Source organism: Streptomyces sp. Y2F8-2 (assembly GCF_014905555.1).
Classification (GTDB): domain Bacteria; phylum Actinomycetota; class Actinomycetes; order Streptomycetales; family Streptomycetaceae; genus Streptomyces; species Streptomyces cynarae.
Genome location: NZ_BNGS01000005.1, coordinates 461,127 through 481,509, shown reverse-complemented (window position 1 = coordinate 481,509; position 20,383 = coordinate 461,127). Strand labels below are relative to the sequence as shown.

General features: G+C 71.4%; 23 protein-coding genes and 1 pseudogene. 11 read left to right on the top strand and 13 right to left on the bottom strand.

From position 1 onward, the window contains the following. Position 1 precedes the first annotated feature (1 nt). From SY2F82_RS19850 to SY2F82_RS19815, 8 genes are all read right to left on the bottom strand, one after another. Positions 2-475: a hydrogenase maturation protease gene (locus tag SY2F82_RS19850; RefSeq protein ID WP_200420438.1), complete on the bottom strand. Its 474-nt coding sequence runs from the start codon at positions 473-475 to the stop codon at positions 2-4. Continuing rightward, positions 472-1,833, bottom strand: coding sequence for a Ni/Fe hydrogenase subunit alpha (locus SY2F82_RS19845; RefSeq protein ID WP_200420437.1), 1,362 nt, complete (start codon positions 1,831-1,833; stop codon positions 472-474). Before SY2F82_RS19845 ends, SY2F82_RS19850 begins: the two co-directional genes overlap by 4 nt. Beyond that, a complete protein-coding gene (locus SY2F82_RS19840) occupies positions 1,830-2,735 on the bottom strand; it encodes an oxidoreductase (RefSeq protein WP_200420436.1) in 906 nt (301 codons plus the stop codon). Before SY2F82_RS19840 ends, SY2F82_RS19845 begins: the two co-directional genes overlap by 4 nt. 1 nt (position 2,736) lies before the next feature. Next, positions 2,737-3,555 (bottom strand): FAD/NAD(P)-binding protein, encoded by an 819-nt coding sequence (locus SY2F82_RS19835; protein ID WP_200420435.1) that lies wholly within the window; start codon positions 3,553-3,555, stop codon positions 2,737-2,739. Beyond that, the gene (locus SY2F82_RS19830; protein WP_374707183.1) at positions 3,552-4,010 is read right to left on the bottom strand and encodes a Crp/Fnr family transcriptional regulator; all 459 of its coding nucleotides are present in this window, start codon (positions 4,008-4,010) and stop codon (positions 3,552-3,554) included. Before SY2F82_RS19830 ends, SY2F82_RS19835 begins: the two co-directional genes overlap by 4 nt. Continuing rightward, a complete protein-coding gene (locus SY2F82_RS19825) occupies positions 4,007-5,188 on the bottom strand; it encodes a 4Fe-4S dicluster domain-containing protein (protein ID WP_200420434.1) in 1,182 nt (393 codons plus the stop codon). Before SY2F82_RS19825 ends, SY2F82_RS19830 begins: the two co-directional genes overlap by 4 nt. 189 nt (positions 5,189-5,377) lie before the next feature. Then, entirely contained in the window at positions 5,378-5,992 is a 615-nt protein-coding gene (locus tag SY2F82_RS19820; RefSeq protein WP_200420433.1) for a CBS domain-containing protein, read from the bottom strand. Between the two features lie 64 nt (positions 5,993-6,056). Continuing rightward, positions 6,057-6,479 carry an Hsp20/alpha crystallin family protein gene (locus SY2F82_RS19815; RefSeq protein WP_200420432.1) on the bottom strand — a complete coding sequence of 141 codons (423 nt, stop codon included), beginning with the start codon at positions 6,477-6,479 and terminating at the stop codon, positions 6,057-6,059. A 220-nt stretch (positions 6,480-6,699) separates the two neighbouring features. On the opposite strand from SY2F82_RS19815, the gene SY2F82_RS19810 reads away from it, so the two are divergent. The 3 genes from SY2F82_RS19810 (at position 6,700) to SY2F82_RS19800 (ending at position 10,220) form a co-directional block, all read left to right on the top strand. Then, complete coding sequence (locus SY2F82_RS19810; RefSeq protein ID WP_236041628.1) at positions 6,700-6,978, top strand: DUF1918 domain-containing protein; 279 nt, start codon at positions 6,700-6,702, stop codon at positions 6,976-6,978. Positions 6,979-7,001: 23 nt separating this feature from the next. Next, on the top strand, positions 7,002-7,886 hold the full coding sequence (locus SY2F82_RS19805; protein ID WP_200420431.1) for a universal stress protein: 885 nt from the start codon (positions 7,002-7,004) through the stop codon (positions 7,884-7,886). Between the two features lie 75 nt (positions 7,887-7,961). Continuing rightward, the gene (locus SY2F82_RS19800) at positions 7,962-10,220 is read left to right on the top strand and encodes a heavy metal translocating P-type ATPase (RefSeq protein WP_236041672.1); all 2,259 of its coding nucleotides are present in this window, start codon (positions 7,962-7,964) and stop codon (positions 10,218-10,220) included. A 7-nt stretch (positions 10,221-10,227) separates the two neighbouring features. Here SY2F82_RS19800 and SY2F82_RS19795 read toward each other — a convergent pair whose 3' ends face one another. Beyond that, a complete protein-coding gene (locus tag SY2F82_RS19795) occupies positions 10,228-11,103 on the bottom strand; it encodes a universal stress protein (protein WP_200420598.1) in 876 nt (291 codons plus the stop codon). Between the two features lie 211 nt (positions 11,104-11,314). On the opposite strand from SY2F82_RS19795, the gene SY2F82_RS19790 reads away from it, so the two are divergent. From SY2F82_RS19790 to SY2F82_RS19780, 3 genes are all read left to right on the top strand, one after another. Further along, a complete protein-coding gene (locus tag SY2F82_RS19790) occupies positions 11,315-12,304 on the top strand; it encodes a nitroreductase (RefSeq protein ID WP_200420429.1) in 990 nt (329 codons plus the stop codon). A 71-nt stretch (positions 12,305-12,375) separates the two neighbouring features. Next, positions 12,376-13,101: a CBS domain-containing protein gene (locus SY2F82_RS19785; protein ID WP_200420428.1), complete on the top strand. Its 726-nt coding sequence runs from the start codon at positions 12,376-12,378 to the stop codon at positions 13,099-13,101. Positions 13,102-13,290: 189 nt separating this feature from the next. Continuing rightward, positions 13,291-13,575: a DUF1540 domain-containing protein gene (locus SY2F82_RS19780; RefSeq protein ID WP_200420427.1), complete on the top strand. Its 285-nt coding sequence runs from the start codon at positions 13,291-13,293 to the stop codon at positions 13,573-13,575. 103 nt (positions 13,576-13,678) lie between these two features. Here SY2F82_RS19780 and SY2F82_RS19775 read toward each other — a convergent pair whose 3' ends face one another. Beyond that, on the bottom strand, positions 13,679-14,122 hold the full coding sequence (locus SY2F82_RS19775; protein WP_200420426.1) for a universal stress protein: 444 nt from the start codon (positions 14,120-14,122) through the stop codon (positions 13,679-13,681). 125 nt (positions 14,123-14,247) lie between these two features. Here SY2F82_RS19775 and SY2F82_RS19770 point away from each other — a divergent pair, with 125 nt between their 5' ends. Then, positions 14,248-14,445 carry a hypothetical protein gene (locus SY2F82_RS19770; protein ID WP_200420425.1) on the top strand — a complete coding sequence of 66 codons (198 nt, stop codon included), beginning with the start codon at positions 14,248-14,250 and terminating at the stop codon, positions 14,443-14,445. 33 nt (positions 14,446-14,478) lie between these two features. On the opposite strand, the gene SY2F82_RS19765 is transcribed toward SY2F82_RS19770, so the two are convergent. Both SY2F82_RS19765 and SY2F82_RS19760 read right to left on the bottom strand, forming a co-directional pair. After that, positions 14,479-14,967 (bottom strand): hypothetical protein, encoded by a 489-nt coding sequence (locus SY2F82_RS19765; protein WP_200420424.1) that lies wholly within the window; start codon positions 14,965-14,967, stop codon positions 14,479-14,481. A 257-nt stretch (positions 14,968-15,224) separates the two neighbouring features. Then, complete coding sequence (locus SY2F82_RS19760; RefSeq protein ID WP_200420423.1) at positions 15,225-16,100, bottom strand: universal stress protein; 876 nt, start codon at positions 16,098-16,100, stop codon at positions 15,225-15,227. 242 nt (positions 16,101-16,342) lie between these two features. Here SY2F82_RS19760 and SY2F82_RS19755 point away from each other — a divergent pair. From SY2F82_RS19755 to SY2F82_RS19745, 3 genes and pseudogenes are all read left to right on the top strand, one after another. Further along, positions 16,343-16,854, top strand: a pseudogene (locus SY2F82_RS19755) (CBS domain-containing protein); the annotation flags it as partial. A gap of 371 nt (positions 16,855-17,225) precedes the next feature. Next, positions 17,226-18,134: a metallophosphoesterase gene (locus SY2F82_RS19750; protein WP_200420422.1), complete on the top strand. Its 909-nt coding sequence runs from the start codon at positions 17,226-17,228 to the stop codon at positions 18,132-18,134. Then, positions 18,079-18,834 (top strand): 4'-phosphopantetheinyl transferase, encoded by a 756-nt coding sequence (locus tag SY2F82_RS19745; RefSeq protein WP_200420421.1) that lies wholly within the window; start codon positions 18,079-18,081, stop codon positions 18,832-18,834. The genes SY2F82_RS19750 and SY2F82_RS19745 overlap by 56 nt, the downstream gene beginning before the upstream one ends. 25 nt (positions 18,835-18,859) lie before the next feature. Here the strand turns inward: SY2F82_RS19745 and SY2F82_RS19740 are convergent, their stop codons facing one another. After that, the gene (locus SY2F82_RS19740; protein WP_103838942.1) at positions 18,860-19,084 is read right to left on the bottom strand and encodes a hypothetical protein; all 225 of its coding nucleotides are present in this window, start codon (positions 19,082-19,084) and stop codon (positions 18,860-18,862) included. Positions 19,085-19,359: 275 nt separating this feature from the next. Between SY2F82_RS19740 and SY2F82_RS19735 the strand changes: the two genes are divergently transcribed. Then, entirely contained in the window at positions 19,360-20,382 is a 1,023-nt protein-coding gene (locus tag SY2F82_RS19735; protein ID WP_200420420.1) for an alpha/beta fold hydrolase, read from the top strand. Position 20,383: the final 1 nt, after the last annotated feature.

Genomic DNA, 20,383 nt, shown 5'->3' with positions numbered 1-20,383 from the left:
GTCAGCGATGATGATCGCGTGGCTTCCGTACGGAAGCCACGACGCGGTCGATCAGTTCGGGGAGGGCCGAACGCACCGGTTCGCTCAGGCCGGTGCCCAAGTCGATGTCGGACGCCTCCACGGCATGCACCACAAGCTCGCGTGGGAGCCGGTCGAGGGTTTTCCCCAGGGCCAGGCACTCCCCGAGACCCAAAGCATGAGTGCTCGCCGGACCCGTTGCCTGCGCGGCTGCTTCCGCCGCCGACAGGGTGTGGAGCCGGCCAGGCCGGGCAGGGTGCGTGCGGACGGCTTCCACCACGACCACGGTGTCGGCGCCGTGCCACAGGTCGAGCATCCGGCTGGGTTCGCCGTCACTGACCGCGAGCACGGTGCCGTCGGGAACCTGGTCCCTCAGTGCCTCCACCACCGCCGGGCCGACGCCGTCGTCGCGGCGGAAGGGATTGCCCACGCCGATCACCACGACCCGCCCGGTCATGTGCGCTCCACCGTCAGGTCGAGGAAGTGGGTGGAGCAGGAGATGCAGGGGTCGTGGTTCCTGATGGCGCGCTCGCAAAGGGTGGTGAGCTCCTCGTCGTCGGCGGCGGGGCCCGGCCGGTCGAGTCGCGCCTGGACGGCCCGGCGCAGGTCCTCCTCGATGGCCGACTGGTTCTGGGCGGTGGGCGGAACGATGCGGGCCGCGGTGAGCGTGCCGTCCTGAGCCAGGGCGTAGCGGTGGTAGAGCAGTCCGCGAGGTGCCTCGGTGGCGCCGGTGCCGACCGCCTCGCGTGGCGGAACGTCGACGGCCGGACGGACAGGCGGTTCGTATGCGTCGATGATCCGCAGGGCTTCCTCGACGGCGTGCACGACCTCCACGGCGCGAACGACGATGCTGCGGAACGGGTTGCGGCAGACCGCACCCGCGGCCGGGTCCCCGAGCCCGGCGTCACGCGCGGCCTCGGCCGCCACGGGGTGCAGCCACCGGCCGTTGATGGCGTAGCGGGCCAGCGACCCGGTCAGGTAGCGGCGGCCGTCCAGTGTGGCGGTCAGGGCTGTGGAGTGCGGTACCTGCTCCTCGTGCACGTGCTGCTCGAAGTCGGCGACCGGGAACTCGCGCAGGGCCGGCCCCCGCTCGGTGCCGCTGCCGTCGGGAGCGGCCATGACGGCGGGTGTCCCGGAGGCGATGGCGTAGCGGCCCGGATCCCGCAGGGCCAGCAGCTCGTAGTCGCACACGGCGTCGGGGAAGTCGAACCCGGCCACCCAGCGCACGGTCTCCAGCGCGTCCTCGCGCGCCTGCCGCAACCGATCCGCCAAGGGGCGCAGTTCCTGAATCGTCGGCGTGCGGTAGAAGCCACCGACGCGGACATTGACCGGGTGGATGGAGCGGCCTCCCAGCTGTTCCAGAATCGCGTTGCCGGTCTGCTTGGTCCTCAGGCCGCGCTCGACGGCGGCGCGGTGGTCGCGGGCGAGTTCGACCGCGCTCGGGCAGCCGAAGAAGTCCGGAGCGTGGAGCAAGTGGATGTGCAGGGTCTGGCTCTCGATCCATTCGCCGCAGTACAGCAAGCGGCGCAGCTCGGCGAGGGGGCCGTCCACAGTGACGCCGCAGGCGTTCTCGACCGCCTGGCAGGCGCTCATCTGGTAGGCGACCGGGCAGATGCCGCAGATGCGGGAGGTGATGTCCGGTGGCTCGGTGTGTCCCCGGCCGATCAGGAATGCCTCGAAGAACCGTGGCGGTTCGTAGATGCGCAGCCGTGCCTCGGCGATCGTTCCGTCGTGGACGCGCAGGTGGAGGGCGCCTTCGCCTTCCACGCGGGCCAGTGCGTCCAGCCGCAGGACGCGGGATCCGCGATGGCTCATACCGGCCCTTCTGAGGTGGTGTCTGTCCTGGCCTGAGAGTCGTCCTGCTCCTCGGCGGCCTCAGCCGCGAGATCGGGTACGGGGGCATATTCCGGCGACGCGGCGTTGAAGGTGTGGAAGACACGCAGGATGTCGCGCTCGCTCATCCCGTCGTGGCGCAGTTGCCGGACCATGGAGCGCAGGTTGGGGCTGTTGCTCGGCCCGAAGCAGCCGTAGCAGCCGCGTCCGTAGGCGGGGCAGATCGCGCCGCAGCCGGAGTGGGTGACCGGGCCCAGACAGGGGGTGCCGTGGGCGACGGTGATGCAGGTGGTGCCGCGCCTCTTGCACTCGAAGCAGACGCTGTGGTCGGGGATGCCCGGTTTGCGTCCGGCCAGGTAGGCGGTGATCACTTCCAGGAGCTGGCGGCGGTCGATGGGGCATCCGCGCAGCTCGAAGTCGACCGGTACATGGGCCGAGATCGGCGTCGAGGTCTCCAGCGTGGCGATGTACTCCGGGCGGGCGTAGACCGCGGCGCGGAACTCGGCGACGTCCCCGAAGTTGCGCAGCGCCTGGATGCCGCCCGCGGTGGCGCACGCTCCGATGGTGACCAGGCGTCGGGAGATGCGCCGGATGTGCCGGATCCGCTCGGCGTCCTCGGCCGTGGTGATCGACCCTTCGACCAGGGAGAGGTCGTACGGTCCGCGCCCGGACAACTCCGCCCGCTCCCCGTCGGGTCCCTCGGCGGCGGACATCTCCAGGAAGTGCTCGATCCGTATCCGCTCGGCGAGACCGAGCAGCTCGTCCTCGCAGTCGAGCAGCGTCAGCTGGCAGCCGTCGCAGGAGGCGAACTTCCACACGGCGAGTGTCGGCCGGGGGTCGGCGTCCGGGTGGGGATCGGCGCCAGGAGGGATGTCGGTGGTCATCTCACAACTCCCGTACGGCGAGGAGTGGTTCGGCGCGGTCGTAACCGACGACCGGGCCGTCCCGGCACAGCAGAAGGGGGCCGAGCTGGCAGTGGCCGCAGTGGCCGGTGGCGCAGCGCATGTTGCGTTCCAGGGACACCTGGACGCGGTGCGGGGGCACGCCCCGGTCCGTCAGGGCGCGTGCGGTGTGGCGGATCATCACCTCGGGACCGCACACCAGCGCGCATGTGCGATCGGGCCGGATGTCGAACCGGTCCAGGAGTGTGGTGACCACCCCGACCGCGCCGTGCCAGCCCGGGTCGGGGCGGTCGACGGTGACCGCCACCCGGGCCGGGCCGCGCCAGCTGTCGATCTCCTCCCGGTAGACCAGGTCGCCGGGGGTGCGGACGCCCACCAGAATCCCGAACCGGCCGTATGCCGCGGGCCGCTCCAGGACCGTGTGCACCACCGGCCGCAGCGGCGCCAGCCCGATGCCGCCGGCGATCACCAGCACGTCGTGGCCGGCCGCCGCGTCCAGGTCCCAGCCGACGCCGTACGGCCCGTTCAGTCCTACGGTGTCCCCCGGGCGCAGTCGGTACAGCACCGTAGAGACTGCGCCCACCGCGCGCACAGTGTGCACCAGCCCTCCGTGCCGGCCACGCAGAGAGCTGACCGAGATAGGCACCTCGCCGACGCCGAACGCGTAGATCATGGCGAACTGGCCCGGCGAGAACGGCGGAAGTTCCCGCCCCACCGGCACCAATTCCAGCGAACGGGTGTCGGCGGTCTCCGGCCGGGTGTCGGCGACCCGGTACGGCAGCGGAGGCGACACGGTGCTCATGCCGGGCCCCTTCCGTACGGCGCGTACAGGTCCAGCAACCTGATGCGCGTCGCCTGCAGGCGCTCGGCGACGACCTCTGTGAAGCGGCGCATCAAGGCGTACCCGAGTTCGGGGTCGGCCGCGCACACGTCGAGTACATCGGCGGCGGGGAACTGCGTCGCCTCCACCGCGGTCACCGCCTCCGCCCCCAGGTGCCAGCGGTACGGCGGGGAGATCCACGACCAGCCCAGCAACTGGCCCGGGCCGAGCGTCTCGACCACGGGCGCCGGGTGCCGACCGGGAACGTACAGGTCGAGGGCGACCTCCCCGGAGCGCAGCAGCCAGAAACGGTCGGCCTTCCCGCCCTCGTCGAACAGCCGCGTACCGGCCGGGTACGAGACGTCCAGTCCTGTGCCCAGCAGCCGTTCGCGGTGTGCGGCAGGGAGGAAGTCCAGGGCCGACGGCAAGGCGGTCACGGCGCCTCCGTCTCCTCCGTTGCCCGGGACTGCGTCCAGTCGTGCAGGGCTGCGGCCTCTTCGGTGATGTCGATGCCGACCGGGCACCACACGATGCAGCGGCCGCAGCCCACACAGCCGGAGGAGCCGAACTGGTCGTACCAGGTGCCCAGTTTGTGGGTCATCCACTGCCGGTAGCGGCTGCGCGCGGACGCGCGGACCGGGCCGCCGTGCAGGTGGGAGAAGTCGAGGTCGAAGCACGAGTCCCAGAGCCGCCACCGCTCCGCGTGGTCACCGGCGAGGTCGGTGACGTCCTCGGTGGTGGTGCAGAAGCAGGTGGGACACACCATCGTGCAGTTGCCGCACGTCAGACAGCGCCCGGCGACGTCGTCCCAGCGGGGGGCGTCCAGCGTGCCGGCCATCAGCTCCCGCAGGTCGGCCTCGGGCATGGTCCGTCCCATGCGGTCCGCGGCGGAGGCGACGCCCGCACGAGCCGCCTCACGGGTCGCGGGGTCCGCCGGGCGGCCGGGCAGCTCCGCGAGGATCTCGGTGCCTTCCTCGCTGCCGCCGCGGATCCAGAAGCGGTGACCACCGTCGTCGACCACCTCGGTCATCACCAGGTCGTAGCCGGGTCCGGCCGCCGGTCCCGTGCCCATCGAGACGCAGAAACAGGTGCCACCGGGCTCCGTGCACTCCACCGCCACCAGGAACGCTCCGGTGCGCCGCCCCTGGTAGACGGGGTCACGGTGCGGCCCCCCGGTGAGCACCCGGTCCTGGATCGCGATGGCCCGCAGGTCGCAGGAGCGCACCCCAAGGAACGCGTACCGGACCGGCGGGGGCTCGTCAGCCGTGAACACCGTCCCGTCCTCCACCCGGTCGGCACTCCACTGCCGTACCCGCGCCGGGTGCAGGAACGTCTTCCACGACTGCGGGCCCGCCGCGTTCGCGAACGCGGCACCGTCCGGCCGCTCGCGCAGCCGGTACTGCCCGGCCTCCAGCTCCACGCCCCATCCGTAGGGCAACTGGTCGGCCGACTCCAGTTCCGCCAGCACGATCGCGCCGTCCCGCACGGTGGGACCGACCACGGTGAAACCGCGCCCGATCAGAGCGTCGACCAGCGCGGCCATCCCGTCCTTGCCGATCACCATCCCGTCGCAGACGGATGGCGACGAGGTGTTCACGTCGGTGTACGTGTTCATGGCCTTGCTCCCTCAGCACCGCGGAAAGCAGGTGCGGCGGCCGTCAGCTCACTGGAGACCAGGGACGCTGGAGCCCACGGGCTCTGGAGCCCACGGCTGCAGGACTTCCGGCACAATCGTACAAATACGGAGATATCGGAAGCATGTGCATGTGGCTTCTCCTCCCCGCCCTACCAGCCTCGAAGTCGCCTACGGAGTAGTCCCGAGCATGGTGTCGTCCCGGTCGAAGCCCAACCGGTCGACCACGTCCACCACGCCGTCGACGCTCTCGCACAACCGCACGACGACCGTGACCATGCTCTTGCGCTCCACGGTGCCGCTGAGCGTGACCCTGCCGTCGGCGACCTCGACGGTCAGCGAGGAGGGAGCCAGGCCGAGCGTCCGGACGACGACGTCCTCAAGGATCTCCTCCTGGATCGCGCGGTCCCTGCGGAGGAAGAGCTGCACCAGGTCGCTGCGGCTGAGCACACCGATGAGCCGGCCGTCGCCGTCCACCACGGGCAGCCGCTTGACCCCGCGCCGTTCCATGGTTCGCGCCGCACGCACTGCGTTCCAGCCCGGCTCCGCGACCACGGCGGGGCTGGTCATCAGCTCCCGGGCGCTGCTCCCGACACCGGCGGACGTCTGCCTGCGGATCAGGTCCGCCTCCGAGACCACCCCGACCGGCCGGCCCTCGTCGTCGACCACCGGAACCGCGGTGATGTCGTACTCGTCGAGGAGGCGCGCGATCTCCTTGAACGTGGATTCCGGTCGCACGCTGACGGCGGTCGGGGTCATCAGGTCGCCCACGCTGCGGTGTCTCATCGCCTCGGCACCCTTCCCGTATCACCGTCCGGGTGGCTGGAAAGTTCCGCCTGCGGGGACAGGATCACGCACCATGCCTGACCTCGATGTGCTTGGCCTCGGCCTTCTCCCGTCCCAGTCCGACGCTGACGGTGAGCATGCCGTCGGTGTACTCGGCCCTGACATCGTCCTCATTGGCTCCGGGCGGCAGCGTGACGGTGCGGCTCAGGGAGCCGTAACGGATCTCGCTGCGGTTCTTCTCCACATCGCGCTCGGTGCGCTCGGCCTTGACGGTCAACGTCCCTTCGCTGATGACGACGTCGATGTCCTCGGGCGAGACGCCCGGCAGTTCCGCCCTCATCACGTACCGGTCGCCCTCCGTGTAGTCCTCGATCCGCATCGCGGAGAGGTCGCCCATCGTGGGCATCCCGAATCGCGTGGGGAAGGACTCGAACCACTCGGGAATCTCCGGGAACGGGAACCGCTGCCTGCGTGAGAGTGTCGCCATCGCCGTACCTCCTGCACTGTGGGTGCGACTGCCGACCCCTCCAGTCCACCGCGTGCACTCCTTGATCGCAGAGGGCGAACAGCCCACGGCAGGGTCCCGAAGGTCCCTTCCTCACCGGTGCAGGGGCGGGGACCAACGGCCCTGGAAACCCAGGAGCGCCGGTCCTTTCATGAAAGTACGCAAGGCGTCTTTCGCACCACTTCGAGGAGGGGAGGACGAGATGACGGAACCCACACCGGCCGAGGCGAGCCATCGCACACCGGAGAGAACTCCCCTCGAGGCGATGGGCAACAGCATGCGGGCCCGCGTCGGCGACGAGATCGTCGTACGCGGTACCGGCAGCGGCGTCATCGCACGGGAGGGTGAGATCGTCGGTGTCCACCACCAGGACGGGAGCCCGCCGTACGACGTGCGCTGGGACTCGGGACGGGTGACGCTGTATTTCCCGGGACCCGACGCGTACGTCAAGCGCCTGGGTGCCCGCACCGCATCCCGTTAACGCGGCTCATGACGGAGATCACGATGGCGCGACCGGATGTACAGCTGCCGATCGTGGTCGGAGTGGATCCCGACCCCGCGAAGCGCATGGCGCTGGCCTGGGCGGCCGACGAGGCGGCGCGGCGCCGACTGCCTCTTCGCCTGGTGCACGCCGAGAGCATGCCGACCGTCGGGTTCGGGCGATGGGAGGTGCCGCCCTCCTGGGAGGCGTGGAACGAGGTGCTGCACCGGGCAGGCGAGCGTGCAATGAAGGAGGCGGTGTCCTTCGTGGAGGCCCGGCAGCCACAGGTACGGGTGTCCGGGCTGCTGGCCGAAGGGGCCCCGGCGTGGGTTCTGCGAGAGCAGAGCCAGGAGGCCACCGCCGTAGTGCTGGGATCGTGGCACCTCAGCCGAGCACGGGAGGTGTTCGGCTCCTCGTCCGTCGCCGTTCCCGTCATGGCGCATGCCCGCTGCCCGGTGGTCGTGGTCCCCGAGCCGGAGCACGTGACCCAGCAGCCGGCGTACTTCGTCGTCGGCGTGGACGGCAGCGCGCATTCCGCCGCCGCCGTCGACCTCGCCTTCCAGGAGGCCGCCCTGCGGGGCGCCGCGCTGCGCGCCGTGTATGCGTGGCAGCCGGGGCCGTTGCACTGGATGTTCGACGAACACGCGGAGCAACAGGAGTACCGACGGGTGCTTTCCGAAACCGTCGCAGGACGCGGCGCGGCGTACCCGGACGTGGAGGTGCATCACGAACTCGTCAGCGGCCATCCTGTGGAGGTGCTGACCGGGGCATCCGCCCACGCCCTCGGCCTGGTGGTGGGGACCCGGGGGCGCGGCGGCTTCGCCGGCATGCTGCTCGGTTCGGTCAGTCAGGGCGTGTTGCACTACGCCCGCTGTCCCGTCATCGCCGTCCCGCACGCATCGGCGTGAGCCGTGAAGACAAAGGCCGGTGGCCGTGGCGGGCGGCGAGAGACGAACCTTCGGGCGGTATCGGCTCGGTCCGGACTGCTGGCGGTGACCGCGGGCGCCCTGGTCGCCGGCGGGATCGCGTGGCTGCTGGGGCGTCACGATGTCGCGGGTCCCTGCTGGGCGGCCGGCACCGCGCTGGCCCTCGTTCCTGCCATCGCCTGGGTGGTGGCCGATCTGCGCAGGGGACGGGCCGGCGTCGATCTGATCGCGGTGCTGGCGCTGGCCGGCACGCTCGCGGTGGGCGAGTACCTGGCGGGCGCCCTGATCGGGCTGATGCTGGCGACCGGGCGGGCACTGGAGAAGGCTGCGGAACGGCGCGCCTCACGGGACCTGCGTTCGCTGCTGGAGCACGCCCCGCGTTCGGCTCGTCGCCGCGACGGCGGGAGTGTGAGTGTCGTGCCGCTGGACGTGGTGGCTCCCGGTGACGTGCTGGTGGTCGGCCCGGGCGAGGTGGTGCCGGTGGACGGCGAGATCACCGTCGGTCCGGCGGTGCTCGACGAGTCCGTGCTGACCGGGGAGTCCACCCCGACCGAACGCGGGGTCGGCGAGACGGTGCGTAGCGGAGTCGTGAGCGGCGGGGGCGTCTTCGAGTTGAGGGCGAAGGCCACCGCCGCCGACAGCACCTACGCCGAGATCGTGCGCCTGGCCCGGCAGGCGGCGGCGGAACGGGCTCCCATGGTGCGGCTGGCGGAGCGTTACGCCGCCTGGTTCCTGCCCCTGTCGCTGGGGTTGGCCGCCGTCGCCTGGGTGGTGAGCGGTTCCGCTGTTCGTGCGGTCGCCGTCCTTGTCGTCGCAACCCCCTGCCCGTTGCTGCTCGCCACCCCGGTCGCCATCGTCTCCGGCCTGTCACAGTGCGCCCGGCGGGGCGTCGTGGTCCGGGACGGTGGTGCCCTGGAGCGACTGGGCCGGGCCCGCACCCTGGTGATCGACAAGACGGGGACGCTGACCGTGGGACGGCCGCGGGTGCTGGAGGTGGCGGGCGCTCCGGGCGGCCCGGCTCCGGCGGACGTGCTGCGGCTGGCCGCCTCGCTCGACCAGGTGTCGGCCCACCTCCTGGCCGAGGCCATCGTCCACGAGGCCAGGTCCCGCAACCTGCCCCTGACCGTTCCGCGGGATGTCACCGAGGAACCCGGACGAGGGGTCACCGGCACGGTCGACGGCCTGCGCATCGCCGTGGGCAGGACGGGAGTGTCCCCGGCCGACCTGCCCGCCTGGGCGCGTGCGGTGGACAACCGGGCCCTGCTGGACGGCGCCGCGACCGTCTGGCTGACCGTGAACGGCACGCTGTCCGGTGCCTTGCTGCTCCGGGACCCGCTGCGCCCCGACGCGCCGCGCACCATCCGCCGTCTAAGGGCGGCCGGGCTGGAGCGGCTGCTGATGCTGACCGGAGACCGTCCCGAACCGGCCCGTGAGGTGGGGGCGGTCCTGGGCCTGGACGACGTACGCGCCGGGCAACTGCCCACCGACAAGATCGCCGCGGTGCGCGAGGAGAGCGGGCGGGCCGTCACGATCATGGTCGGCGACGGCGTCAACGACGCCCCAGCCCTCGCGGCGGCCGACGTCGGGGTCGCCATGGGCGCCCGTGGGTCCACCTCGGCTTCGGAGGCCGCCGACATCGTCCTCACCACGGACCGCGTGGCGCGCCTGGCCGACGCGATGGAGATCGCCGCACGTGCCCGCCGGATCGCGGTACAGAGCGCCGCAGGTGGCATGGCGATGTCGCTGGCAGCCATGGCGGCCGCGCTCCTCGGCCTGCTCCCACCCGCGCCCGGCGCCCTCCTCCAGGAGGCCATCGACGTGACCGTCATCCTCAACGCGCTGCGGGCCCTGCTCCCGCCACCCGGCGTACGCCCCACCCTGGAACCGGAGGCGGAGGATCTCGTCCACCGGTTCGCCACCGAGCACGACGACCTCAGAGACGCCCTCGACGCCATCCAGGAAGCCGCCGGCCTCCTCGCCACGGACCACGGCCCTCGCTCCCTGGCCGCCGTGTGCGAGATCGACCACCTGCTCAGAGACCGCCTGCTCCCCCACGAACACGCGGAGGAACACGAGCTCTACCCCGCGCTGGACCGGAGACTCGGCCCTGAGGCGACCGACACCATGAGCCGCGCTCACGCCGAGATCGAACGCCTGGCGGAGCGCATCGCCACCCACGTACGCCTCGCCGACGAGGAAGGCGGACTCCGGCCGGAGCAACTCGACGACCTGCGCGCCTCGCTGTACGGCCTCCACACGATCCTGCGCCTTCATTTCGCGCAGGAGGAGGAGAGCTACTTCTCGCTGGCCCAGTGACCACCGCTCAGGGGAGCTCCGGTACGACGGCCACCGGGCACTGGGCGTGGTGCAGCAACGTGTGTCCCACCCTCCCCAGGCGGAGTCCATGGGGGTGGTGGTCGCGGCGGGCTCCGATGATCACGAGGTCCGCAGCGGCCGAGCGGTGCAGCAGCACCTTGTGGGCGGGCCCCTCGACCGTGGTCCTGCTCACCCGGACGTCCGGGTGATCGGCCGCCGGGTCCTGCAGCAGGGCGTCGACCAGCGTGGAGGCCCGCTCCTGGCGGTAGAGCGCCGGATCCCCGGCCGGCAGGGGGTGCTGCGTGGGTTCGTGCGCCGGACGGCGCCAGGCGCGGACGACATCGAGGACGCAGTGGCGCACCTCGGCCTCCCGAAGGCCGAACCGAGCAGCCGCACCGGTCGTGCCGGGATCGCCGGCGCCGAGCAGGATCCGCTCGTGGGTGCCCCTCAGCCCCGCCTCGTCTCCCCGGACGACGATCACTGTTCCGGCGGCGCGGCCCGCCACGGCCAGGCTGACGGTGCCCAGGAGCACCCCCTGCAACTCGCCACGGCCACGGCATCCCGTCACCACGGCCGTGGCATTGCCGCTCTCGCGCAGAAGGGCCTCCACCGGGTCCTCGGGCAGGACCTCGGCGGTGACCTTCACGTTCGGATTGCGGCGCCGGGCGCGTTCCGCCGCCGTGCCGACGATGTTGTCCGCCATCACCTGGTGCGCCGGCCTCTGCAGACCAGTCGAGGGCACGACACTTTCGTATCGCTCCCACAGGGACGCGTACACGAGCCGCAGCGGCAGGCCGTGCCGCGCTGCCTCATCGGTCGCCCAGTCCACCGCGAGGAGACTGGAGTCCGATCCGTCGACGCCTACGACCACGGGCAGCCCCATGATGCTCACCGCCTTCCCTCACGCCGGGGAAACCACGTAGGACCAGGTACTGCCACCATCACGCCGACCAGGCGGCCACAAGAAGGGCATGTTGCCCTCTTCGGTGCGGCATTTGGTCCTCCAAGAGGTCCGAACGGCCCTACCCCGGCGTCCCCGGCACCCACACTCTGGAAAGTGATCAACCATCCGGATCGACTCCGGAGGGGGTTCAGTGACCGCACCGCCCTTGGACGTGTCCGTCATCGCCGCGTTCGTCGAAGACGCCACGGCCGCTCCGTCCCAGCACAACGCACAGCCCTGGAAATTCCGGTTCCTCGGTGACAGCGGCATTCTGCAGTTGTACGCCGACCCGGAACGGGCCCTCCCGAAGACCGACCCCGACAGCCGCGGCATGCACCTGGGCTGCGGTACCGCACTGTTCAACCTGCGGGTGGCCGCAGTGGCGGCGGGCCGGGAGCCCGACACGCGGCTCCTGCCCGACTCGTCCGTCCCCGAGTTGCTGGCAGAGGTGGACCTCACGCGTGACGCGCGCCCCGACGACGATCTCGCTCTTCTCCATCCGGCGATCCGCCGACGCCACACCAGCCGAAATCCCTTCCGTGAGGACGACATCCCGGATGCCCTGAAGGACGGACTGTGCGCAGCGGCCCGCCTAGAAGGCGCCCGGCTGGTCTTCCCCGACGCCTGGCACGCGCGATCGGTCCTCGACCTGGTGCGAGACGCCGAAGGCCGGGAGGCACGGAATTCCGGTGTGCGCGGCGAGACGGCCCATTGGGTCCGGACCGAGCCCGCCGACGGGACCTCGGCCTCGGACGGGATCCCTGCCGAGGCGCTCGGCCCCCGCCAATGGGGAACCGACTCCCCCGTACGGGACTTCGCCGTCGGCAGCGAGGTACCCGGGCGCGGTTGGGCCCCGTTCGAGAAAAGGCCTCAGATCGCTCTGCTGGGTACGGCGCAGGACCGGCCACTGGACTGGCTGCGGGCCGGCCAGGCACTGGAACGGGTCTGGCTCCAGGCCACCCTGGACGGCCTCGTCGCGTCCCTGACCTCCCAGCCCCTCGAGTGGCCCGCACTGCGGTGGGTGGTGCGGGACCCGACGACGGCCATGGGGCACGTACAGATGGTGATCCGCCTGGGATACGGACCCGAGGGCGCCCCGACTCCGCGACGACCTGTGGCCGATGTGCTCGACGTCGTCTGACGGCTCGCCCTCGCGGCGAGCCCCCTTCCACACCGATGAGGCTTGTGACCACGCATGGAAGGAGTGGAAACATGCAGCACCGAACAGTCGCCGAAGTCATGACACACAGTGTCGTCACGGCACACCCCCGCTCGTCCTTCAAACAGATCGCCCAGCTGTTGCGCGACAACGACGTCACGGCCCTCCCCGTCGTGGACGACGAGGGACGCCCCGTCGGTGTCGTGTCCGAGGCGGACCTGCTCCGCAAGGCGGCGAGTCTGCCCGACCCGGAGGGACGGCCGCTCGGACGCCCGCTGGGGCCGGAGGAGTTGGCACGCGCCGGTGCCGAAACCGCGGAAGCGATGATGACCACACCCGCGGTGATGGCACGTCCGGGCTGGAACGTCGTCGAAACGGCGAGGACCATGTACCGCCACAAGGTGAAGCGGCTGCCCGTCGTCGACGAAACCGGCAGGCTCGTCGGGATCGTCAGCCGGTCGGATCTGCTGCGGCCGTTCCTGCGCAGCGACACGGCGATCAGCGACGAGATCCACCAGGACGTGCTGCGCGCGACTCTGGGTCTTCCCTCGGACGCCGTGCAGGTCGACGTGCGGAACGGCGTGGTGACGCTGAAGGGCCGGGTGGAGGAGAGGACGCTGATTCCCGTCATCGACCGTCTGTGTCGTTCCGTGGACGGCGTGGTCGCCGTACACCAGTCGATCGGCTACGCCTACGACGACCTCGGATCCGACCTCGAGCCGCCGCGGCTGCCCGGCAGGGGAAGCGGCAGCCACGAGACATCTGCTCACCGTGGGTGAGTGATGACGCTGCCCGGCTGGGGAGTTCTTCCCGGCATTGGGGTGATTCCCGGCCGCTACGGGTGTCGTGCGCCATGCCGACGCGAAAGTCCGCACACCTTGAGGACTGACCGTCGTGCGACACCGCACAGGCCGAACAGGCCGCCACCGCTGCGGCCGGCGGCGTGTGCCGGATGCCGGGAGGACTCCATGGACATGCCGTATATCAACGAGTGCGGGGTGGAGGCGTGCTCGTACAACGTCGGAAGCGCATGCCACGCACTGGCCATCACCGTCGGCGATCCCCCGCACGCCCAGTGCGACACGTACTTCATCACCTCCTTCAAGGGCGGTGACCCGGCCGGAACCGGGCAGGTGGGTGCGTGCAAGATGGCCGACTGCCGGCACAACTCCCAGCTCGAATGCCAGGCACCGGGCATCGCCGTCGGCCCCGGTCAGGAAGGTGCCGACTGCCTGACCTACAGCCCGCGCTGAGGAAACTCCGCGTCTCGGCAGGGCGGGAGCCGAAGTCGCGGAAGCCTCCGTCATGTAGGAGGCCCCACGCCGTCGGGACCCGGTCATGGCCGGCCGGACCGCCTCATCGCGATTCCGGGCGCACGATGACGACCGGGCACTTCGCATGCTGAGCGACGTGCTGGCTGACGGACCCCAGCAAAGCCCGCGCGAATCCGCCCCGCCCCCTGCTTCCCACCACCAACGCCTCAGCGCCCTCGGCGGCCAGCAGAAGCACCTCGACGGTGTTTCCCCGGACCAGAAGCGCTCGGACCGAGTCGGCCTCCTCGGCTCCCAGCACCTCGCTCAGCTCCTGGCTCAGCCGTTGCCGGGCCACGGCCTCGTCGAAGTCGGCGTCCACGGCCAGCGCCGACCAGCCGTACGCGCCGGGCATGTCCCACGCCGTCACCGCGTCCACCGTGCCGCCGATCAGGCCGGCGTAACGAACGGCCCAGCGCAGCGCCGCGTGGGACGACGGCGAACCGTCGACACCGACGACGACACGAGGCCTGGAAGTTTCCGTACCCATAGGTCTCACCTCTTCCGCGGCCTTCTCGCCGGCCACGCCGGATACCGTCCTCCACCTCCACGCTGCGCGACTTCGGGGTGGCGCGCCAGGGAAGGGCAGCCGATCGGGCCCTGTGCGCCGCTCAGTTGGCCGATCGGCCCCTGGCGCGTGGCGGTGAGGGGAGACTGGAGAAGGAGGCGTCGAAACGAGCCGAACGACGGCCCGGCTCAAGCATCTCGTCGAGCGGGCCCGGAGAGGGGCGACTGCGCGGCACCGAGGTCATCGGAGGCGCCCTCACCGTCAACAGCCCCGGCGACCAGGACGTCGAGTTGGTGCAGCTCTGAACGGCGACCACCACCCGGTCGCCCAAGGTCCCTTCACCGAGCGCGACGCCCCGTCCATTGTGGTTCCACGAGTTCCCACTCACGATCCCACTGCTCGAAGCGGCGACGATCGAGGCGGACGCGAACGCCTTTCCACGCGCCGCCCACGATCAGGGCGGTTCCCGCCGCGGCAGCGAAGCCCATTTCGACACCGGCGACCGCTGCCGAGCCGGACGTGGGAGGCGGCGTGGTGACGTGGCCGTGGGCATCCAGCCACACGGTCGCCGTGTCTCCCTTCTGCTGCCATGCCCCCACCGGTGCTGGAGCGGCGTGTGTCCCGGGGGCATCGCTCCAGCGGACCGGCGCATGGGAGCTGAGCGTGCCGTCGGTGCGATCGCCACCGTCCTGGGCATCGGACAGCAGCCGTGCCGTGACGGGGTGTCGTTCGGCCATCTGTACTTGACGCAGTCGGCTGTCGTGGTTGTAGGTCGCGCTTCCGGCGATCCACGCCGCCATCGGAAGGGCCACGGCGAGCACAACCATCAACAGGAGCCGGAGCCTGCACTCGAAGCGGTCCGACGATGTTCGAGGGGATTTCCCTGGCCGTCCAGTGCCCTGGCATGCCGCCTTCGCCCCGACTGGTACGGAGGCCGGTGTCCCCGAAGACGCGGTGTCCGCATGGCACGAACCTCCTCGCGACGGTGATTTGTGCCTCGTGCCCACCGTGGCGTGCCAAGGACCGGGCGAGTAAGGGCCCGGCAGCCCCTTTGAGTGCCCGATCGGCCCGACTTTCTCTTTCGCTAACTGTGCGGAACGACGGCGATGGGGCAGTCCGCGTGGTGCAGCACGGCATGGGCGACCCGACCCAGTTGCAGACACAGGTGGTGGCCGGTCCGCCGCTGCGCGCCCAGGACCAGGAGGTCCGCGTCAGTCGCGGCGTCCAGCAACACCTCGTGCGCGGGTCCTTGCACCGTGCGGCGGTGCACCTGAACACGGGGATGCTCCCGTTCGGCCTCACGCAGCGCCTCGGTGAGGGCGATGGCGGCCCTTTCCTCGTGCGCGGTGCCCGCGTCGTCGACGACGAGGGGGCTGTCGCGGTGCTCGTGGGCCGGGCGCCGCCAGGCGCGGACGGCGAGAAGAGCGCAGCCTCGTGCTCGGGCCTCACGGAAGGCGAAGCCGACGGCGGCCTCGTTCTCGGGCGAGTCCCCGACAGCGACCACCACCCTCCCGACGCGGCCGTCCCGGTTCCGCTCGGGACCACGGACCACGACGACCGGACTCACGGCGCGCGCCGCCACCGCCAGGCTCACCGAGCCCAGCAGCATCCCCGCGACCTCACCCCGGCCCCGGCATCCGACCACCACGGCGAACGCCTCCTGGCTCGCCTGGACCAGCGCGTGCGCGGCCTCGTCGGGCAGCACCTCCGCCGACACCTTGACCTCCGGATCGCGGCGCTCCGCACGCTCCGCGCAGGACGCGGCGATATGCTCCGCCATGACCTCCTCAGAGGGACGCTCAGTGCTGAAGGCCGGCCGACTGCCCTCGTAGCGCTCCCACAGGGAGGCATACAGCAACCGCAGCGGCAGTCCGTGGCGCGCCGCCTCGTCCACCGCCCAGTCCACCGCCTGAAGACTGGATTCCGAACCGTCGGCGCCGACGACCAGGGGCAGCTCCATCGTCCCCACCGCCTTCCATCGCAGCTCACTGTGAGGACCCCTGCCACCACCGTCGCACCGCCGGGCGAGGCCCGCGACGGGCGCAACGGCCCTGCGGCGGGGACCTTCGGCCGGGTTCCGACCGGTCGCCGCCTTGGGACGCTGAGGGGACAGGGCCGAGACTGCGACGCGCCGATGCCTTCAGAAGAGGCACTGTGCGTTTCCTGCCGCGCCCGGCCAGGTCGTATCACGAGGAGGTCTTCATGGCCGGGACACCGCACATCGTGAGCGATGTGATGACCATGGCGGTGGTGGCTGTCGGACGTGACACGCCGTTCAGGGAAATCGTCAGGACCATGCAGCAGCGGAAGGTCAGCGCCCTGCCCGTCCTGGAGGGCGAGGGCCGCGTCATCGGGGTGGTGTCCGAAGCCGACGTGCTGGCCAAGGAGGAGTTCCGCGCCGGTGCCCCGGGCCTGTCCGAGCCGCGAGAGCGCCTGGCCGCCACGGCCAAGGCCGGAGGTCCGACCGCCCAAGACCTCATGAGCACCCCGGCGATCACCGTGCATCCCGACGTCACCCTGGCGCAGGCGGCCCGCATCATGGCCGTGAAACACAGCATGCCTTCCCCGTCGTGGACGGCGAAGGCATGCCGTGCGGGATCGTCAGCCGCGCCGACCTGCTGAAGGTCTTCCTCCGGCCGGACCAGGACTTGGCGGAAGAGGTCCACCGCACCGTCGTCGCCCCGCTCTTCCCGGCCCTCGCCCACACCATCCACCGACAGGCCACCTGACACCGGCGGCATAAGCCGAGCCCGGCCGACCCGGTACCGCAGCACACCAAAGACAGGCCCCAGTACGTGAGATAGCTCAGGCGCCGGGGCCCGCCGTATGCCTTGACCAAGTTGTGCGATGTCTCACAGCCGACAACCGCCAACACAACGAGAAACGGGCCCCTGCCGGTGACTTCCGTCACCGGCAGAGACCCGTTTCGTCGGTATCTCAGGCGGCGAGGGGTGTGGCCCGGGACGGATGAGCACCCGGTGCACGCTGTTTCGGCCACGGCCGCGAACCTGCCGCGGGTCGCTCTTGTCCGTCCGCATCCCGATGTGGTCTTGTGGAGCCAATTCGGATCTCGAAAGGGGCGAGAGTGGAGTCGACGGACGGCCGTGGACGCCTGCTCGCCATCAGCGACCTGCACGTCGGGTACGCCGAGAACCGCGCCCTCGTCGAGCGCATGCGGCCCACGTCGGACGAGGACTGGCTGCTGGTCGCCGGTGACGTGGCCGAGACCGTCGCCGACATCCGCTGGACCCTGGGACTGCTCGCCGGCCGCTTCAGCAAGGTGGTCTGGGCCCCGGGCAACCACGAACTGTGGACCCACCCGAAGGACACCGTCACCCTGCGCGGCGTCGAGCGGTACGAGCACCTGGTGGCCGTGTGCCGGGAACTGGGCGTGACGACACCCGAGGACCCCTACCCGGTCTGGGAGGGCCCGGACGGTCCGGCGGTCGTCGCCCCGCTGTTCCTCCTCTACGACTACTCGTTCCTGCCGAAGGGATGCACGACCAAGGAGCAGGGGCTCGCCTACGCGCACGGCACCGGGATCGTGTGCACCGACGAGCACCTGCTGCACCCCGACCCCTATCCCAGCCGCGAGGCGTGGTGCCGGGCCCGGGTGGCCGAGACCGAGCGCAGGCTGACGGAGATCCCCGGCGGCCTCCCCGTGGTGCTGGTGAACCACTACCCGCTGGACCGGCACCCGACGGACATCCTGCGCTACCCCGAGTTCGCCATGTGGTGCGGTACCCGCCTGACCGCCGACTGGCACCGCCGCTTCCCGGTGGCGTGCATGGTCTACGGCCATCTGCACATTCCGCGGACCACCCACCACGAGGGCGTCCGCTTCGAAGAGGTGTCCCTGGGCTACCCCCGTGAATGGGGCCCGCGCCCGCAGCCGCCAGGGGAGCTGCGGCGCATTCTGCCGATGGAGGACCAAGCAGGTGATCGAGGAGCTGCTTCCGGGGCCGGTCGCGGTCGTGGAGGCGCACGGCCGTGATGCGCTCGGCGACGGCGTCCGCCTCTACCCCGAGGAAGAAGCTGTCATAGCGCGGGCGGTGGACAAGCGGCGCCGGGAGTTCACCGCCGTACGGGCCTGCGCACGCCACGCCATGGAGAAGCTCGGAGTCCCGCCGCAGCCGGTCCTGCCCGGCGAGCGCGGCGCACCGCGCTGGCCGGACGGGCTGATCGGCAGCATGACGCACTGCGACGGCTACTGCGCCGCCGCACTGGCCCGGGCCGGCGAACTCGCCTCGCTCGGCATCGACGCCGAACCCCACGACCGGCTGCCGGACGGCGTACTGGACGCGGTGGCTCTGCCCACCGAGCGGACCAGGCTGCGGGGCCTTGCCCACAGCCGTCCTTCCGTCCACTGGGACCGGCTGCTGTTCAGCGCCAAGGAGTCGGTCTACAAGGCGTGGTTCCCCCTGACCGGCAAGTGGCTCGACTTCCTCGAGGCCGACGTGGAGATCGACCCGGGCGCCGCCCTCCAGGCCCCGGGCTCCCCGGATTCGTCGGACTCCCGGGCCGCTTCGGAGCCGTCCGACTCACGGGACGCCTCGCACGTCTCCGGCGGCTTCCGGGCACGGCTCCTGGTGCCGGGCCCGCTGGTCGACGGCCGCCGCGTCGAGACCTTCGACGGTCGCTGGACCGTACGCGGGGGCCTGCTCGCGACGGCCGTCGTCGTGCACCGCTGCTGAGTCGCCCTCCGAGTCGTCCACCCGGTCATCGGGGGCACCAGTCGCCGAGCAGGCGGAAGAACTCCTCCTCGGTGCCCGTGAGCCCCGCCTCCGCCAGGGCCCGGTCCGCCTCGGCCAACGCGGCGGTCGGGACCACGGGCGGTCGGTGCGCGTCCGGCGGGCCGTCGAAGGCGGCTCGTACGGTGTGCAGGAGACGCAGATAGGCCTGGACGGCGGCGCGCTGGCGGTCGGTCAGGACGGCGGTCGGCATCGGTCGGCTCTCCCCGGTTTCGGCCGTGCGACGGGGCGTCGCGCGGCGGTTCGTGCACGGCACGCGCCGGCGGTACGCGGACGGCCGCCGCGCGCACCTCGGACGCACCTCCCAAGCTTGCCGTCCGCCACTGACAATCCCGTTCGCCTCCCGGCGGGTTCGCCCGCTTAGCCGAGGCGAAACCTGGCCGAAATCCAGTGGGGAACACGCCCCCTACGCTGGGGAGCAAGGGCTTTCACACGCCTTCGCGGCGGCCGGCGGAAGGGAGGCGGGCGGTGGAGGACGTCCCGGGCGGTCGCTCGCGGCGAGTCCCCGGACTGCGCCCCGTGGGCGAGGACGAACTGCGCCCGCGCCACCGGATCGTGCACGGTTACCGGCGCGCCTATCGTCTGGCCGGCCACGGCCCGGCGCTCGTCCTCATCCACGGCATCGGCGACTCCTCGGCGACCTGGGCCGACCTGATCCCCGACCTGGCCCGCACCCACACCGTGCTCGCGCCGGACCTGCTCGGCCATGGAGCCTCCGACAAACCGCGCGCCGACTACTCCGTGGCGGCGTACGCGAACGGGGTACGCGATCTGCTCACCACTCTCGGCATCGAGTCGGCGACCCTGGTGGGGCATTCGCTGGGCGGCGGCGTGGCCATGCAGTTCGCCTACCAGTTCCCCGAGCGCACCGAGCGGTTGATTCTGGTCAGCGCCGGGGGAGTGGGCCGGGAGGTCAACCCGGTGCTGCGGGCCGCCTCCCTGCCCGGGGCGCAGCTGATGCTCTCCGCGCTCCGCCTGCCCGGTATGCGGCTCAACCTCGGCCTGTTCGCCCACCTGATGCGACTGCTGGACACCGATCTCGGCCAGGACGCGGCCGAGTTGCTGACCCTGGTGGACGCTCTGCCGGACGCGACGGCCCGCAGCGCCTTCATCCGCACGCTGCGGGCCGTGGTCGACTGGCGCGGCCAGGCGGTCACCATGCTCGACCGCTGCTATCTGACCGAGGGCATGCCCACCCTGCTGATCTGGGGCGACCGGGACGGTGTGGTGCCCGTGCGGCACGCCCACCGGGCGCACGAGGCGATGCCCGGCAGCCGTCTGGAGATCTTCGAGGGCGCGGGCCACTTCCCGTTCCACACCGACCCCGCGCGCTTCCTGTCCCTGGTCGAGGAGTTCACCAGTGCCACACCCCCGGCGCAGTGGAGCCGCGACCACTGGCGGGCGCTGCTGCGGGCCGGCCGTCCCGGCAACTCCGGGAACCGGGCGCCGGACAGGGACGTACGGGAGGCGAGCGAGCGCAGCGCCACGTGAC

Excerpts from the sequence above, each read along its gene's own strand:
- SY2F82_RS19840 (WP_200420436.1), bottom strand. The coding sequence starts at position 2,735 with ATGACCACCGACATCCCTCCTGGCGCCGATCCCCACCCGGACGCCGAC.
- SY2F82_RS19845 (WP_200420437.1), bottom strand. The coding sequence starts at position 1,833 with ATGAGCCATCGCGGATCCCGCGTCCTGCGGCTGGACGCACTGGCCCGC.
- SY2F82_RS19775 (WP_200420426.1), bottom strand. The coding sequence starts at position 14,122 with ATGGGTACGGAAACTTCCAGGCCTCGTGTCGTCGTCGGTGTCGACGGT.
- SY2F82_RS19780 (WP_200420427.1), top strand. The coding sequence starts at position 13,291 with ATGGACATGCCGTATATCAACGAGTGCGGGGTGGAGGCGTGCTCGTAC.
- SY2F82_RS19820 (WP_200420433.1), bottom strand. The coding sequence starts at position 5,992 with ATGAGACACCGCAGCGTGGGCGACCTGATGACCCCGACCGCCGTCAGC.
- SY2F82_RS19805 (WP_200420431.1), top strand. The coding sequence starts at position 7,002 with ATGGCGCGACCGGATGTACAGCTGCCGATCGTGGTCGGAGTGGATCCC.
- SY2F82_RS19815 (WP_200420432.1), bottom strand. The coding sequence starts at position 6,479 with ATGGCGACACTCTCACGCAGGCAGCGGTTCCCGTTCCCGGAGATTCCC.
- SY2F82_RS19825 (WP_200420434.1), bottom strand. The coding sequence starts at position 5,188 with ATGAACACGTACACCGACGTGAACACCTCGTCGCCATCCGTCTGCGAC.
- SY2F82_RS19835 (WP_200420435.1), bottom strand. The coding sequence starts at position 3,555 with ATGAGCACCGTGTCGCCTCCGCTGCCGTACCGGGTCGCCGACACCCGG.
- SY2F82_RS19850 (WP_200420438.1), bottom strand. The coding sequence starts at position 475 with ATGACCGGGCGGGTCGTGGTGATCGGCGTGGGCAATCCCTTCCGCCGC.
- SY2F82_RS19810 (WP_236041628.1), top strand. The coding sequence starts at position 6,700 with ATGACGGAACCCACACCGGCCGAGGCGAGCCATCGCACACCGGAGAGA.
- SY2F82_RS19785 (WP_200420428.1), top strand. The coding sequence starts at position 12,376 with ATGCAGCACCGAACAGTCGCCGAAGTCATGACACACAGTGTCGTCACG.
- SY2F82_RS19760 (WP_200420423.1), bottom strand. The coding sequence starts at position 16,100 with ATGGAGCTGCCCCTGGTCGTCGGCGCCGACGGTTCGGAATCCAGTCTT.
- SY2F82_RS19740 (WP_103838942.1), bottom strand. The coding sequence starts at position 19,084 with ATGCCGACCGCCGTCCTGACCGACCGCCAGCGCGCCGCCGTCCAGGCC.
- SY2F82_RS19795 (WP_200420598.1), bottom strand. The coding sequence starts at position 11,103 with ATGGGGCTGCCCGTGGTCGTAGGCGTCGACGGATCGGACTCCAGTCTC.
- SY2F82_RS19765 (WP_200420424.1), bottom strand. The coding sequence starts at position 14,967 with ATGGTTGTGCTCGCCGTGGCCCTTCCGATGGCGGCGTGGATCGCCGGA.